Origin of the sequence: Rhodoferax saidenbachensis (assembly GCF_001955715.1) — a bacterium.
GTDB classification, from domain to species: domain Bacteria; phylum Pseudomonadota; class Gammaproteobacteria; order Burkholderiales; family Burkholderiaceae_C; genus Allorhodoferax; species Allorhodoferax saidenbachensis.
On the sequence record NZ_CP019239.1, the window covers coordinates 1,106,214 to 1,121,095 of the forward strand.

11 protein-coding genes and 1 pseudogene are annotated in these 14,882 nt (G+C 55.5%); 8 read left to right on the plus strand and 4 right to left on the minus strand.

Translation table 11 applies throughout. From position 1 onward, the window contains the following. Positions 1–142: 142 nt before the first annotated feature. A complete protein-coding gene (locus tag RS694_RS05305) occupies positions 143–409 on the minus strand; it encodes a helix-turn-helix domain-containing protein (RefSeq protein WP_051391691.1) in 267 nt (88 codons plus the stop codon). A 106-nt stretch (positions 410–515) separates the two neighbouring features. Between RS694_RS05305 and RS694_RS05310 the strand changes: the two genes are divergently transcribed. From RS694_RS05310 to RS694_RS05340, 7 genes are all read left to right on the plus strand, one after another. Continuing rightward, the gene (locus tag RS694_RS05310) at positions 516–1,049 is read left to right on the plus strand and encodes a hypothetical protein (protein ID WP_152528758.1); all 534 of its coding nucleotides are present in this window, start codon (positions 516–518) and stop codon (positions 1,047–1,049) included. A gap of 171 nt (positions 1,050–1,220) precedes the next feature. Beyond that, the gene (locus RS694_RS05315; protein WP_051391690.1) at positions 1,221–2,396 is read left to right on the plus strand and encodes a serine hydrolase domain-containing protein; all 1,176 of its coding nucleotides are present in this window, start codon (positions 1,221–1,223) and stop codon (positions 2,394–2,396) included. 27 nt (positions 2,397–2,423) lie between these two features. Then, a complete protein-coding gene (locus RS694_RS05320) occupies positions 2,424–3,599 on the plus strand; it encodes a serine hydrolase domain-containing protein (RefSeq protein ID WP_029706135.1) in 1,176 nt (391 codons plus the stop codon). Between the two features lie 139 nt (positions 3,600–3,738). Then, entirely contained in the window at positions 3,739–4,089 is a 351-nt protein-coding gene (locus tag RS694_RS05325; RefSeq protein ID WP_051391688.1) for a hypothetical protein, read from the plus strand. A gap of 43 nt (positions 4,090–4,132) precedes the next feature. Further along, on the plus strand, positions 4,133–4,438 hold the full coding sequence (locus RS694_RS05330; protein WP_152528757.1) for a hypothetical protein: 306 nt from the start codon (positions 4,133–4,135) through the stop codon (positions 4,436–4,438). A gap of 135 nt (positions 4,439–4,573) precedes the next feature. Then, on the plus strand, positions 4,574–5,524 hold the full coding sequence (locus RS694_RS05335) for a site-specific integrase (RefSeq protein WP_241463864.1): 951 nt from the start codon (positions 4,574–4,576) through the stop codon (positions 5,522–5,524). After that, positions 5,521–5,997, plus strand: a complete 477-nt coding sequence (locus RS694_RS05340; RefSeq protein ID WP_051391687.1) for an HAD domain-containing protein — start codon at positions 5,521–5,523, stop codon at positions 5,995–5,997. Before RS694_RS05335 ends, RS694_RS05340 begins: the two co-directional genes overlap by 4 nt. 91 nt (positions 5,998–6,088) lie before the next feature. Here RS694_RS05340 and RS694_RS05345 read toward each other — a convergent pair whose 3' ends face one another. The 3 genes from RS694_RS05345 to RS694_RS05355 all read right to left on the minus strand — a co-directional run bounded on the left by RS694_RS05345 (position 6,089) and on the right by RS694_RS05355 (position 13,101). Continuing rightward, a complete protein-coding gene (locus RS694_RS05345) occupies positions 6,089–9,388 on the minus strand; it encodes a type I restriction endonuclease subunit R (protein ID WP_051391686.1) in 3,300 nt (1,099 codons plus the stop codon). Positions 9,389–9,418: 30 nt separating this feature from the next. Continuing rightward, a complete protein-coding gene (locus RS694_RS05350) occupies positions 9,419–10,699 on the minus strand; it encodes a restriction endonuclease subunit S (RefSeq protein WP_206538090.1) in 1,281 nt (426 codons plus the stop codon). Between the two features lie 77 nt (positions 10,700–10,776). Beyond that, positions 10,777–13,101 carry a type I restriction-modification system subunit M gene (locus RS694_RS05355; protein ID WP_029706127.1) on the minus strand — a complete coding sequence of 775 codons (2,325 nt, stop codon included), beginning with the start codon at positions 13,099–13,101 and terminating at the stop codon, positions 10,777–10,779. Positions 13,102–13,690: 589 nt separating this feature from the next. Here RS694_RS05355 and RS694_RS20770 point away from each other — a divergent pair. Continuing rightward, positions 13,691–14,839: pseudogene (locus RS694_RS20770) on the plus strand (AlbA family DNA-binding domain-containing protein); the annotation flags it as partial. Between the last annotated feature and the right edge of the window lie 43 nt (positions 14,840–14,882).

Sequence of the window (14,882 nt, forward strand, 5' to 3'; positions counted from 1 at the left end):
TCAACCCCGACGAAGCTGCAGTCTGCCTGCGGTCAAGTGACGGTGAGGCCACCTGGATTACCTACAGTGCAGACTTAAGGCGGTTCGTTGTTGATGGCTTGGTGCGGGAACCCCAGCCGTAGGTTCCTTGGTCTAACGCGCGCTATCGCGCGGGCGGGCGCACTGTTTCAGCAATGGCAAACAGTTCAGCAGGTGAGGTACCCAGACCATGTGCAACGCGCACGATATTGAACAGCGACAAATTCTTTACGCCACGTTCAATCTGGCTGATGTAAGTCACATGCATATCGCTGAACTCTGCAAGCTGTTCCTGCGTGAATTTTTTGTCGTCACGCACTTGGCGGACGGCCGCACCAAAGCCATGCAGAACTACGTCCTTGCTTGGCGGTTTGGCAATCGACTTCCCCATCCGGGGAGTCTCATTTCTCTAGGCTTATAAATCCATAGACGATGAATCTATATCTGGCAAACTATGCACGATAACTAGATCAATAAATCTATAAACAGGAGGATCAATGTTCATTCCCACGCCCCTACTTCGACCATGGGTGCTTGTTGCACCTGCTGCCGCTCTTTTGACCGCGCTACTGTCAGGCTGCGCCCCCAAACCCCCGGGCTGCGATGACCCGCAGATCGTTGATAGATTCCGTCTGGGCATTGCGGACGACGGCGTCAAGCAGATCAGCAACAACATTGAGGCCGCTGGAAACTGGCGCCGCGCAGGGGCCAACCAATTGCGCGCTCAACTCGACGCATTCGGGAAGTCCATAAAGGTGGAGATGGTGACCATCACCACGAACGGTTATGACGCTGATGCCAAACTACATTCCTGCTCGGCAAACTTGATGGTGGCAACAGACGGTTCGCCCGTGCAGATCGAACGCATGCCGTACAGCATCCAAGGCACGGCTGATGGCAAGGATTTCGTGCTGAGCTCGCCGCAGTACCAGCTCGTTGTTGCCGGCATCATGGGCGCTTTTGATGTCTATCAGAGCAAGGCTAGGCGCGCTGCAAATAGCGGTCAGGCGCCAGTTGAAGAAGCTAAGTGAATTCGAGTGGCTGGAAATCTCCATCTCTCAACCATGCATAGGTAACCATGAAACGCTTGCATTCTTCAAAGAGCACATGAGTGCGGCGGACTGACACAGAAGTTCGAGCGCATTTTCGGTCAACCGACATCGCGGATTCTTCATTTTCGTTTCAACCCTCTTGAGTTCAACATGACACGTCTTATCAAGTCTTCGATTATTTATGCACTTGTCTTAGCGTGCGCAGCGACGCATGCAGAGAGCCCCAGCGAAAACGGTGTCGCAGCAATACCCGATTCGTGGCTGCTTGCAAGCAAAGGGCCGTCATGGTGGTACACGTCCAAGCCCAGTCCCAGTCCGGTTCAGCTTCAAGAACGCACACCCTCTGGTGCCGAGCAAGTGGTCATCGACAAGGCACGCGCTTTGGTAGCGACGAATCCCGCAAAGGGGTTCGCTTTAATGGATGGCAATACCGTCCTGTACACCGAGTTCAATGCCCCGGCGAATGCGGACTCCCTGTTCATGGGCATGTCTATGGGCAAGACTGTGACGGCCATGGGTGTTGGCAAAGCCATTTGCGCTGGTCATCTCCGCTTTGATACCAAAGCTGGTGATGCCGTGCCTGAACTAGACGGCACCGCACTCGGAAAGGCGACCGTGCGTGAACTGTTGCGTATGTCGTCTGGGACGGCTACTTTTAATGCGGATGCTTCTGTATGGACACCTGAACAAAACGATGCATGGAACCGGGGAACGCTGAACATCTTGGAAATGATTGCAGCAGACCGCGTAAGCAAGGCGGCTAAGGGCGTCTTCTCAGACTACAAGCCTGGCGAAAAGATGGAATACAAAGCCACAGACCCCATGACACTTGCAGTGGTCACGGCGCGCGCAACCGGGACGGCATGGTCGCAATGGCTGCAGGAAGAAGTGTTCAACCCTATGGGAGCGGCGAAACCCGGTCTCTATGGTCAAGACCGAAGCCTCAACGGGCTGGCAGATAGCGGGATGCGCCTGCGGATGGAGGACTGGATGCGATTTGCACTATGGGTCAAGCAGTCCTCCAAAGAGCCAGGATGCTTCGGTGACTATGTGCGTGCCGCTATGACGACGCAGATCACCAACGGACCTGCATCAACCAGAAAGAGTGGCAAATTGTTTGGTGGCTATGGCTACTTGATGTGGACGGAGAACGAAGTTGCTCCGAACACCGCATGGGCCGTTGGCTGGGGTGGTCAGCGTATCAGTTGGAATACAAAGAATGACCGCATGCTGGTGCTGTTTTCCAGCAGAGAAGATTTCATGGGCAAGGTCTATGCACTTGCGAAAGAGTGGGGCGCTATACCGGCCCAAACGGCAAAACCATAAATAGAAAAGCACCGGAGTACCCCTAACATGACACCACGCTTTATCAGATCTTCAATTGCCATCGCCGCTAGCACCTACATGCTGCTGGCCCTCGGAATCTTCTCGGTGACCGGAGCAGTGCATGCAGCATCCGTTCCAGATGGATCACTTTTGGCAAAGCAGCAGAACTTGCCTCGCTGGTGGTATGTCTCTAAGCCGAGCCCCAAGGCCGTTGCGCTGTACGAGCGTGCGCCGTCTGAGGCTGAACAGTCAGTGGTTGACAAGGCCAACGCCATGCTTGCTTCTGGAGAACTGCGCGCCTTCGCCATGTTGGAGGGCGACAAAGTGGTGCACAGCGGCTTTTCCGGCCCAGCCAATCCAGACTCTCTGTTCTACGGGTACAGCATGGGAAAAACCATCACCGGTATGGCAACTGGACAGGCCATCTGCGCTGGAAAAATGGAACTCACTAGCAAAGCCGGTGACGTTATTCCTGAACTGGCCGGAACCGACCTCGGAGAGTCGACTGTTCATGACTTGCTGCGCATGGCCTCCGGAACTCGCATGAACAACAACCACCCTTCGCTAATCCTCCCGTCGCAAGAGAGTGAACTGATACTCAAGAAATCCAGCTTCTTTGACCTGATGATGGACAGCGCGGTCACGAGTGCCCATAAATCAGTCTTCGGAAACAAGCGCAAGCCCGGAGACGCTTTTGAGTACAAGGGCACCGAACCGATGACTTTGGGCGTGATGATTGCGAAAGCTACAAGCATGCCGTTTAGTCAGTGGATGCAAGAACAAGTCTACGACCCGATGGGTGCCGCCAAGACGGGAAACTTTCTCGAAGATCCGCAACGTATTGGCATGACCTCTGGCGGTTCGCGTCTGCGCTTCGAGGATTGGCTACGCTTCGCCGTGTGGGTGAAAAAATCCAGCAAAGCCCCAGGCTGCCTTGGTGACTTTGTTCGCGCCTCAATGACGAAGCAGATTAAAAATGACCCTCTAAAACAGCGCCGCGCTGGATACTACTATGACAGCTACGGATACTTGATGTGGACAGAAAACACTATTGCTCCAAATACCGCTTGGGCGGTCGGATTGGGCGGCCAACTCATTGGGTGGAATCTCAGTAGCGACCGCATCATCGTAGCGTTCTCGAACGACGATTCGTCGTCTGCCAAGGTGTATGCCATGTCCAAGGAATGGAACGCCATCAAATGACCAGCACACTCAGACTGAATCGCTAGCACCCCATCTTTCCACCCGGCCAAAACCGGTTCATCCAAGCACTTAGCCCGCGCCCACTCAGGCGCGGGCTAAGTGCTTTTTGCATTTCTGATTCCACTTGAAAGGCTCAACCATGGGTACTGATCATGTTCCCGTGCCGGATCGGCACGTCCAAACCGTCAAAACCAACGGGCCAGCCCTGTTCGATTTAGGCGAGGTCGTGGCAACACCAGCGGTGCTGGCCCATCTCGACAAGCACGGTGTTTATCCCTCGGTCCTGCTGAGTCAGCATTGCCACGGCGATTGGGGCGTAGTGGACGCCCATGATGCCAAGTGCAACAACGAGGCGATCCACAACGGCGGCAAGATTGTGAGCGCCTACGACGTGGAGGGCATACGCATTTGGGTGATCACCGAGGCCGAGAGCGGTGCCCCCAACCGACAGCGCGCCAGCACGTGTTTATTGCTTCCCGATGAGTACTGACATGACCAGCCGAATGGTTGCCCTGAGGCCGATGCGAGACTTGATGACCCGCCTTCCCACACTTCCAGTCACCGGCGGGCAGAAAGTGGACTATGCCGCTGCAGATCCCGCGCTCCTAGTGGCCATTGCTGAGGATGCGGAAATCCTAGTGGGCACGATGCACAACGGTGTCAGTGCCATCGGGCAGTTGCTGGCGAACTCCGCCGTCATGGTGGAAGACGGAACCATCAGCGCCGATTGCCTGGAAGCGCTTGGCTTCCTCATGTCCGAGCTGGGTGATATGGCCGCAAGCTGTATGGCCCTGGCCGCGCATTGCCGCCGGGAAACCGCCGACTACAACCCATCGTAAGCAACGGCGCAGGCGGCCAGCAAAACGCGGCCAGGCGCTGCAACAGTTCTTCGGCCGTACGCATACCGGCCACCACTTCCCCCTGAACCCTCAAAACGCGGCCACGTGCGCCGCGCAGTGACCCATGGAAGACGCATGAATACGCAACACCCCACAACCACCAAAACCCCAAACCCGAAGCCAAAATCTTCGCAGCTTGTCCTTAGCTACACCGATGCCGCCCAGTCGGCCTCGACCAAGCGCAGCTATGCGCAGGATGTGCGGCACTTCAAGGCCCACGGGGGGAGGATTCCGGCCAGACCCGAGATGGTGGCCGAGTACCTGGCCAAGTTTGCCGGGGTGCTGGCAGTGGCCACATTGGCCCATCGTCTGATTGCGATCCACAGGGCGCATACAGACCGAGGGCTGGAAAGTCCCACCAGAGACCGGCTGGTCAAACGCACGATGCAGGGCATACGCCGAACCCTCGGGGTGACGCAAAGGCAGGCGAGGGCGCTCGTTAAAGACGATCTTGTTGAATTGCTCGTACAAGTTGCTAAGCAGAAGCCCTTGAAAGCTGCGAGAGACAAGGCGATTCTCTTGCTCGGTTTCGCCGGTGCATTTCGGCGATCTGAACTCGTTGCTTTGCGGATGGAGGACATCACGCCGCACGCCCACGGCATCGAGTTGCTGATTCGTCGGTCTAAGACTGATCAGGAGGGTGAGGGCAGGACGGTGTTTGTGCCGCTGGCCAAATCGGAAGAGCGCTGTCCGGTCAAGGCCTTGGACCGCTGGCTAGAACTGGCGGGTATCGGCGAGGGCCCCTTGTTTCGACCCGTGAATCGGCATGACCGGGTAGTGAGAGAGCTGGCCCTGACGCCGCAGTCCGTAGCGCTGATTGTGAAGTCGGCGGTTGGAAAGGCCAAAGGTGCCGATGCTGCCAAGCTGGTATCAGGTCATTCGCTGCGGGCTGGGTTTGTGACGGAGGCTGCAACAGTGGGCATGCCGACAAGCGCCATCATGGGGCAGACCGGGCACAAGTCTCTTGAGATGGTGTATCGCTACATCCGGCCTGTTGAAAAGCGCCGCATACAGAGTTTGCTATGACGCATACGAATCTTCCCAACCCAGCCGGTTCGCTGCGCAAGATTCTGTTTCTGGATTTTGATGGGGTGCTCCACCCCGCTTGGGGCAACAGCCTGCCTGAATTCGTACACGCGCATGCACTGGCGCAGGCAATAGCGGGACGGCCCTGCGAGATTGTGATTTCGTCTACGTGGCGTGAGCATTACCCATTGGCTCAGCTCAAACAGTTCCTCGTGCCTGAGTTGGCTGGGCGTGTCATTGGGGTGACGGGACAGGACCCTCCAGGCCGCTATCCCCGCCACAAGGCGATCCTGCAGTATCTTGCGACAGTGGGCGAGGAGGTTGATTGGCGCGCATTGGATGACTCGGGGGCCGAATTCCATGAATGTCCAAATCTGATCCTGTGTGACGGCGCCGTCGGACTGCAAAGGGCTCAAGTTGAGCAGGTGTCTGAGTGGCTCGACGATGGGAGTTTCACGTGTGGCAGCGCATGACAACCTGTTGGCATTTGCGAGAAGGTCTGAAGCCCCCTTGAATTCTTGTTCCAGTTAGAAGTGGTGTTTTGGGAATTGTTTCACACGATACTCAACCGGTGGAATGCGGCCCAGAGATTCGTGTGGTCGGTGGTGGTTGCATCTGTTGCCCCTGCACCAGCAAATCAAACACAACCCGAGCAAAGTTCGCGGCCTTCTTCGGGTCGGCCAGTAACTGCATCATCTGGTTCTGATGGGCTTCACTGCTGTCCATGATGGCATCGTCTATTGCCTTGGAGAAATCGCCCAGCATGGCCTGTTCGGGCGAGTTGTTCTCGATCTGCTTCATCACCTTTAGGTTTTCGCCCACTTTGTCGCGGATCGTATAGGCGTAGTTCACCATGTCCTTGTCGGTCAGCTGGTCGGTCACAAACACCTCATTGAGACGATTGATGATCTGCGACAGAAGCTCTTCCGTCTTGTCTTTTGGTTTGGCCGTACCCAGGCCTTCGCCTGGCACCAGCTTGTACTCCGCACTATTTTCTTTGAGCACCAGATCCTGCTGGCGTATCTTGGCCACGCGGTAGTGGCTCAGCACCACGTTACCGAGGTCGATGTCGTCTTCATCGAGCAAAGTTTCGCGCAGCATGGGCCGCAGGTTGCGTGCGTAGAGGCTGAGCTTTTCCAAGTCGGTGTCGTCGTAATCCACGATCTGAGACATGAACTCGTAAAAGCGCACAAACGTGCCCAGGTCTTTCTTGAAGATTTCCAGCGCGTCTTTTTCTTTCTGGCATTCCTTCAGGCTTTTCTCGGCGTTCGCAATCAGCACCGCATCGCCCGTCTTCTGGGTGCGCTCAAACATCTCCTTGGCGATCTTGAAAGCCTCCACCGCCGATTTGTAGCGCAGCTGCCAGCGTTGCACCGCAGGCTTGCAGATATTGGCAATCGCCGCATTGCTCTTGTTCTTCACATAAAACGCCGCGCAGAACTGCTCCACCTCCTGCCAAGTAAAAATGCCACCCGCACGTAGCTTGTCCTGCAGCACAAAGATCAGGTTCGGGTCCGAGACATCCAGTAGTTCAGCGGTCTGGAAATACGGCTGAAACGCTTCCAGAATCTCATCCGGGTCATTGAAGAAGTCCAGCACATAGGTGCCCGTCTCGGCCTTATTCGGGTAAGTGCGGTTCAAGCGCGACAGCGTTTGCACGCACTCCACCCCGGCCAGTTTCTTGTCCACATACATAGCGCACAGCTTGGGCTGGTCAAAGCCGGTCTGGAACTTGTTGGCGACGATCATCACCTGATAGTCGTCCGAATCAAAAGCCTTGCGCATGTCGCGGCCCTTGAGGTTCGGGTTCATATTGGTTTCGGTGAACTTCTCGCCCATCAGGTCGGCGACATTCGGGTCTTTTTCGGTGAACTCCACCTCGCCAGAAAACGCCACCATGGCATGAATTTTCTGGTAACCATTCTCCGAGATGTACTTGTCAAAACACAACTTGTAGCGCACCGCTTCCTTGCGCGAGCTGGTCACCACCATGGCCTTGGCTTGCCCGCCCAGCAAACCCATCACGTTGTCCTTGAAGTGCTCCACAATCACCATCACCTTCTGGGCGATGTTGTGGTCGTGCAGACGCACCCATTGGTTGAGCTTCACCTTCGCCCGCTTGCTTTCTACTTCCGCGTCGGCATCCTGCACCTTCAGGGCCAGCTTGTACGCCACCTTGTAGTTGGTGTAGTTCTTCAGCACATCGAGGATGAAGCCCTCCTCTATAGCCTGCCGCATGCTGTACACATGAAAGGCCGCTGGCTTGTTGGTGACGGAAGCCACCTCATCCGGCCGCGGCACGCGGCCAAACAGCTCCAGCGTCTTGGGCTTGGGCGTGGCGGTAAAAGCAAAGTAGCTCAGGTTGCCCGATGCACGGCGCGAGGCCACCGTGGCGGCGATGATGTCGTCGCTATCCAGCTCCTCAGTCTCTTCCCCCGCTTCCTTCATCAGCACCTCTTTGAGCTGCCGCGCCGTCGAGCCGCTTTGCGACGAGTGCGCCTCGTCGGCAATGATGGCGTAGCAGCGCTCCTTCAGGCTCACGCTGTTTTCAATCGCCCGTAAAACAAAGGGAAAGGTCTGGATAGTGACAATGATGATGGGCTGGGCCGACTCCAGGGCGGCAGCCAGCTTCTCGGACTTGGACCCGTCGCCTTCGTTGTTGTTGATGCGCCCTACTACGCCATCGGTATGCTCAAACTGGTAGATCGTGTCTTGCAACTGCGCATCCAGCACCGTGCGGTCGGTCACCACAATGACCGAGTCAAACTGCTTCTTGCCATCGGGTTTGTACAGCGACGAGAGCTGGTGCGCCACCCAGGCAATCGAGTTCGACTTGCCCGACCCCGCGCTGTGCTGAATCAGGTACTTCTGCCCCGGCCCTTCGCTGCGCGCCGCCGCCAGCAGCTTGCCCACCGCATCCCACTGGTGGTAGCGCGGGAAGATCATGCTTTCCTTCTTGTATTTGCGGCCTTCCCAGTCTTCCTTGTCCTCAATCTGCAAGTGCACAAAGCGCGCCAGGATGTTGAGCAGGTTGTCCGGCAGCAGCACCTCGTTCCACAGGTAATCGGTGGCGTAGCGGTGGATGTCGTCCGGCACATCGTTGCCCGCGCCACCATCGTGCGTGCCTTTGTTAAAGGGCAGAAAGTAGGTGCCCTCCCCCTCCAGCCGCGTGGCCATGTGCACCTCGTACTGGCTGACTGCAAAGTGCACCAGCGCACCGCGCTTAAAGGTCAGCAGCGGCTCCGCTTTCTTGGCAACCGGGTCGATAGGCAGGCGCGTGGTCTTGTACTGCCAAATGGCGCGTTCCACCGCCTGCTTGAATTCGCTCTTCAGTTCCAGCGTAGCCACCGGCAGGCCATTTACGAACAGCACCAGATCAATGCGCCAGGCCTTGGCCTTGGTTCCACTTTCGGCCAGATGAGCTTCGGACGCCCACGGGCTATACACCAGCTCCGGCACCACACGCAGGCGGTTCTTGGCGTAGCGGGCCAGTGTGTCCGGGTTAAGGTCGTGCTCAGGTTTGAACTGGCACAGCGACAAGCGCGCATTGCGGTCGCGCAGCTCGTGGCGCAGCACCCCCAGCGTGCCAAAGGTGCGGCTGTCCTTGTGCGTGGCATTTGGGTCGGCCTTGCCCAGTTGCACGGCAATCAGTTGCAAAAACTTCTGCTCCGCATCCTTGGGGTGGTTGGCGCAAAACTTTTGCCACTGCGCATCTTGCGTCTCTTGCACAAAGCCCAACGCATCCTCGGGGTACAGAGCCAGTTCACGGTTGTACTTGTCCGGCGAACCGAGCAGCCAGCCATTCGCCAGTAGTTGGCGAATGATGTCGTCTTGAAAGATGCGTTCGGTGGCTTGGTCGCTCATGGCTGGGGGCTCTATGTGGGTTAAGAGGTGTCAGGCGGCGGCTTGCCAGTCGCGCACGTCGATCTTGCCGGTGACGGCGGCGGAGATCAAGGCGGTGCGGCGTTCTTGCAAAAGAGAGACCTTACTAATTGCCAAATTTATAACAACGTCCATTTTGGAAAGACGTTGCTTTATAGATGTTTCTATCTCAAGCTGCTCAGATTTGGGAGGGATCAACAAACTCATCTCTCGCACGGTCTCGATGGACACCTCACTAAATGTGCTGCCCTGTTTGCTCAACTCCCAATAGCGACTAACAGCGTCAGTCCCAAAGAAGAGGACCAAATAACTGGATACCAAACTCATGCCGGGAATTATTCGCGCAACGCCTCTGGAGAGATTTACACCCTTAAGGCTTTCTGGAACAACGTAGGCGGCTCCAATTGATGCACGTATTCCTAAAATTACCTCGCCACCTTCAAGCGTCGATCTTGGGTAAGCAGCAGCAATATCTTTTGTAGTTTTCTGAAGATCATCAATCCCGAAGGTGCCACGACTCATATTTGTTGTTTGCACAAATGGGACCCCATCATCTAGCGGCTCTCCAGGCTGAACAATCCCGTAGGAGATCGAGGAGCCGGATTTAATTGCATGCTTAAGCCTACAAACAGTCCAATGCGCAGGCACTTCGCCTAGCCACTCCACGCCGGAGTCTTTCATCGGGGCGTTGGGGTTGAGGCCTTTGGTGACGGCGTGGCTAATGACGGCTTGGCGCTTTTCCTTGAGCAACTCAATCAGCCGCTGCTGCTTCTCGATCAAGGCATCAATCTTCGCCGTTTCGTAGTCGAGGAAGGCGACGATTTTTTGTTGCTCATGCAAAGAAGGAAAACCAAACTTCTCGGACAGATATGAAGCGGAGTCTAGATTCTGGATACCTGTGTTTTGCTTAATAGAGCAGTAGTTAATGTTGCCACTGTAAAAACGGCTAAATACATAGTTCAGGTAGCTACCGGAAAAACTAGGATTGGGCGTCATTTTTGCAACGAAGTTTGATGTAACCGCTGCAAAATCTTTGTTGAAAAGAACCACCTGACCAACGAGCGTTTTTTCGCCACCACCTGACTTCTCAAGCAGTAAATCCCCATGTCTCAAAAGCCTCGATCGCTTTTCCTTTGGGTCGATTTTTCGGTGTGTAAAGCCCTCATCAACGATTGAAAGCCTCAGCCGATCAAAGTCGGCGACACGAATGACTATGGTGTCATTGCCATCATTCTCGGGTTCACTACCCCATATTCCGTTCACACAATCGAGTACGCTGCGCTTAAGTTGCATAACCTCCCAAGCGCCAGGGATTGCTCCAAGATTATTAACCCTTGAGTTTTTGTACTCTGGATAGGCCTTATACCGACTCACGAATGCACCTCGCGGAGCAGTGCCATGATCTCGGCACTCACGGCATCCAGATCGGTGTCAATATCTTCCAGCGGCCGTGGCGGTTGGTACTGGTAGAAGTGGCGGTTGAAGGGAATTTCATACCCCACGATGCCGATCTCGCCATCCTTGGCGTCGCGCTTGCTGGCGTCGATCCACGCATCGGGCACATGGGGCTGCACTTCGGCGATGAAGTAGGCCTCTACGCTGGCAGTCACGCTGCGGCTGGGGTCTAGGGCCACGTTTTCAAAATCGCGCAGCTCGCCATCGGCTTGGTATTCGATGATGTCCTTGTTCACCGCAAACAGGCCATACAGTGGCTTGGCCTTGCCTTTGTGAACCTTCTTGATCACCTTTTCGGCGGCGGGGTTCTTCCAGCTCACGGCATCGCCAATCTGCTTTTTCTCTCTGGCGTCCAGCGTAGTACCCGCCCGCTTGCTCGCGGCCTTGATGGCTTCGTCGTAGCCATTGAAGTCGTCGCACTGCGCAGTGCCGATCTCGCCTTGCAGGGCGCGGGCTTTGCGCAGCACAGCCTTTTGCGCCAGCCAGGTGTTGGCATCGAGCAGGTCTTTGATCTGCTTTTCCTTGAGGTCGGCAAAGTGGCTTTTGAGATAGGCGCGGATTTCGACGTGGTGCTCGCCTAGCTGGCCGTAGTGCGGGCAGTCTGCGTCGTCGCTCCACTGCGCTTGCCCATATTCGCTGTAAATCCACTGCATGGCGCTGCCGAGTGCGCCAGACTCAAAGCGCAGACTGGCTATGCGTTCATTGCTGAACTGCCACGACAAGCGCAACGGCCGCTCGATGGTGATCCGGCGGTAGCCAAATTCGTACGTGGCAAAAATTTTGCTGGAGAAGGTTTTGGCAGCTTCGGGCTTGGGGTTGGCGGCTTGGCGGCCACGGTTGCTTTTTGGCTCGGCGGGCTTGTCCAGCGCCTGCGCATCGACCACCTCAAAGCTGCCAAAGCAGCGGGTGATGGTGGCGATATCGGCCTCGTCCATGACATTGCGCTTGCTGCCCAGTGATTTGCGCATCTTGCCGCAGAGGTTGACGCCGTTGATGAGCTGCACCTTGCCTTTGCGCTCAGCGGGCTTTTTGTTCGACAGCACCCACACATAGGTGGCGATGCCGGTGTTGTAGAACATGTCGGTAGGCAGGGCGACAATGGCTTCGAGCAGATCGCTTTCCAAAATATGGCGGCGGATTTCGGACTCGCCCGAGCCTGCGCCGCCGGTGAAGAGAGGCGAGCCATTGAGGATGATGCCGATGCGTGAGCCGCCGTCCTTCACATCGCGCAGCTTGCTGATGAGGTGCAGCAGAAACAGCAGGGAACCGTCGGACACACGCGGCAGGCCAGGGCCAAAGCGGCCGTCGAAACCCTTGAGGGTGTGTTCGTCGGCAATGTCGCCTTCGATCTTTTTCCAATCCACGCCAAAGGGTGGGTTGGAGAGCATGTAGTCGAACTTGCTAGCGTAGAGGTGATCGTTGGATAGCGTGTTGCCGAGCTTGATGTTGCTGACATCCTGCCCCTTGATGAGCATGTCGGCCTTGCAGATGGCGTAGCTCTCGGGATTAAGCTCCTGACCGAAAGCGCGCATGGCAGCCTGTGGGTTCAGCTCGTGCACATACTCCATGCCCGCCGAGAGAAAGCCGCCGGTGCCTGCCGTGGGGTCATAAATAGTGCGGATGATGCCGGGCTTGGTGAGGGCTTCGTCATCTTCCATGAACACCAGCGACGTGGTGAGGCGCACGATATCGCGCGGGGTGAAGTGCTCCCCCGCCGTTTCATTCGAGCTTTCAGCAAACTTGCGAATCAGCTCTTCAAACACCAGGCCCATCTCGTAGGGGGAAACCGCCTTGGGGTGCAGGTCCATAGTGCGAACCTTTTGCACAACCTTGTAGAGCAAGTTGGCGTCGTTCAGCAGGCCAATGAATTCGGCGAACTTGAAGTGGTCAAAAATCTCGCGGGCGTCATTGGAAAAGCACTGGATGTAGCGCTCCAGATTGGCCTTGATGCCCGACTCGCCCAGGGTGCCGAGGTCCATGGGCGAGGTGTTGAAGAAAGACAGGCCGCCGGTGGCACGCAGAAGCAGCTTTTCCTTGGCCTCTTCGGCGATGGCCATCTTTTCCACCTTAGCCGCTTCGGCCAGCACGGCGGGCTTGCTGCTCTCCAGCACACATTCCAAACGGCGCAGCAGCGCAAAGGGCAGGATGACGCGGCCGTATTGGCTCTGCTTGAAGTCGCCGCGCAGCAAATCAGCCAGCGCCCACAGGTCGGCGGCGAGGTTATTGGTTTCTTGGGTCATGTATTACGAACGAGGGGTTGGGGTTTCAACCGTGTGAGAGCGAGTATTGCACGGGCTTGGGGGTGAATTGCCGAACCGATGCACAGGCGCTAGCCTACAAAACACAAAGCCTGAACCGTTAGCCAATGTGCAGCCCCTAACGCTAAAGAACTCTGGTGGCTAGTTGACCACCGTTAGGGTTGGCCAGACTCATGCTTCCCGGCTGAAGTCCGCAATAATGGAACGTCAGCTTTAGGAATTCTTGTAATTCGGCCTTGCCGCGACAGCCGACAATGCCATGCTCAGTCCCGGCGTTAAGACTGGGCCATTTGCCGTAGTCGGCGAATGACGGCTTTGAGGCATCGAATTTAGTACTTCACCGGACTTGGGACTTCGTCTTCCAAGATCCCTCTCTAGGCTGAAAGCTACCACCAAGACCTGCAGGCCGAGGGGGTACAACAGTCGAATTCGGAATCTCATCGGACTGCCTCCCGTCATGGGATTCTAGGGCGTCCGGGAGAGTCAGCTAACAGCTGGACGCTGCGCGCCCACAGCATGGTGCTATCGGTCAGTTATATTGCCAAAATAATAGAACATGGGACGGGACAATATGGGTAACTGGCCACTTACTGAAGTCAAGTTAAAGATCGCGGTGCTTGCCAAGAGCGGAGTGGGAGGAACCAAACTTCTTGAGGTGCTGGCCAACGGTAGCTCTTGTGCTCCCACAGAGTGTGACCAACTCGACTTCAAGCGACAGGTTAACGACGATGAAATTGGAATTGCCGAAACCTGCAGAGATGTTGCCGCTTTTTACAACATGTATGGCGGATTCATCGTTGTTGGAGTTGCTGAAAACGGCAATGAGACCTTCGAGGTAGTGGGTGCAACAACAGGGTTCGAAGTCGAACGCATAAAGAATAAGTTGAAGGACTTTACGGGTGAACGGGTACTGATTACACAAGAGGCCTGTACTTGGACAGTATCTCCAAATGACTCCGTTCAGGTTTTTGTATTGAATATTCCGGCCAGGAGTAGTGACGATCCTCCAATTGCCTTTCTAAAAGATGGACCGGCCAAGGGCGCCAAGGGCAAGCGAATCTTTGAGAAGGGAGAGATCCCAATTCGGATCGGAGATGAAACCACTACTGCGCTAGGAGCAAAGGTTGTGGAGATTTGGGCGAGTAGGCCTCATCCATTACTTTCAAAAGCTGATGGGAAAGTCACTGCCCCACTTTCTCGCATCTCACACAACTTACCTGACCGCAACATCATTTGCCCACAGGTTATGGGCCGCAAGGAAGCGCTAGAGCACCTTTGGAGGTGGTTACCTGACGACCTCTCACACGTCAAAGTGTTAGCTGGCGAAGGCGGTATCGGCAAATCAAGTGTGGCATACGAATTTGCGGATCAGGTTTCTTTGCTGAGTCAGCAAGTTTTTCAGCAAGTTGTTTGGTTAAGTGCAAAGCAACGGCAATTCAGACCACTAACGAATACTTACAACGAGATGGCTGAGACTCATTTCGGGACATACGATGAGCTCTTGGATCGAGTATGCGATTTTTTGGCAATTACTGATGGAGAACGCTCTGAATCAAACCGACAGAAGAAGTTGAGATTGATTAAACAAGGCTTTGAAATCGTACCTTCGTTGGTTGTAGTCGATGACATTGATTCGCTTGAAGAAAGCGAGCAACGCCAGGCTCTGGAGCTAGGATTTTTACTAAGCGGAACAAAAACAAAACTGTTGCTCACGACGCGAAATAACATTATTTATTCCGGAGATGTCTGTTACACAGTTCGAG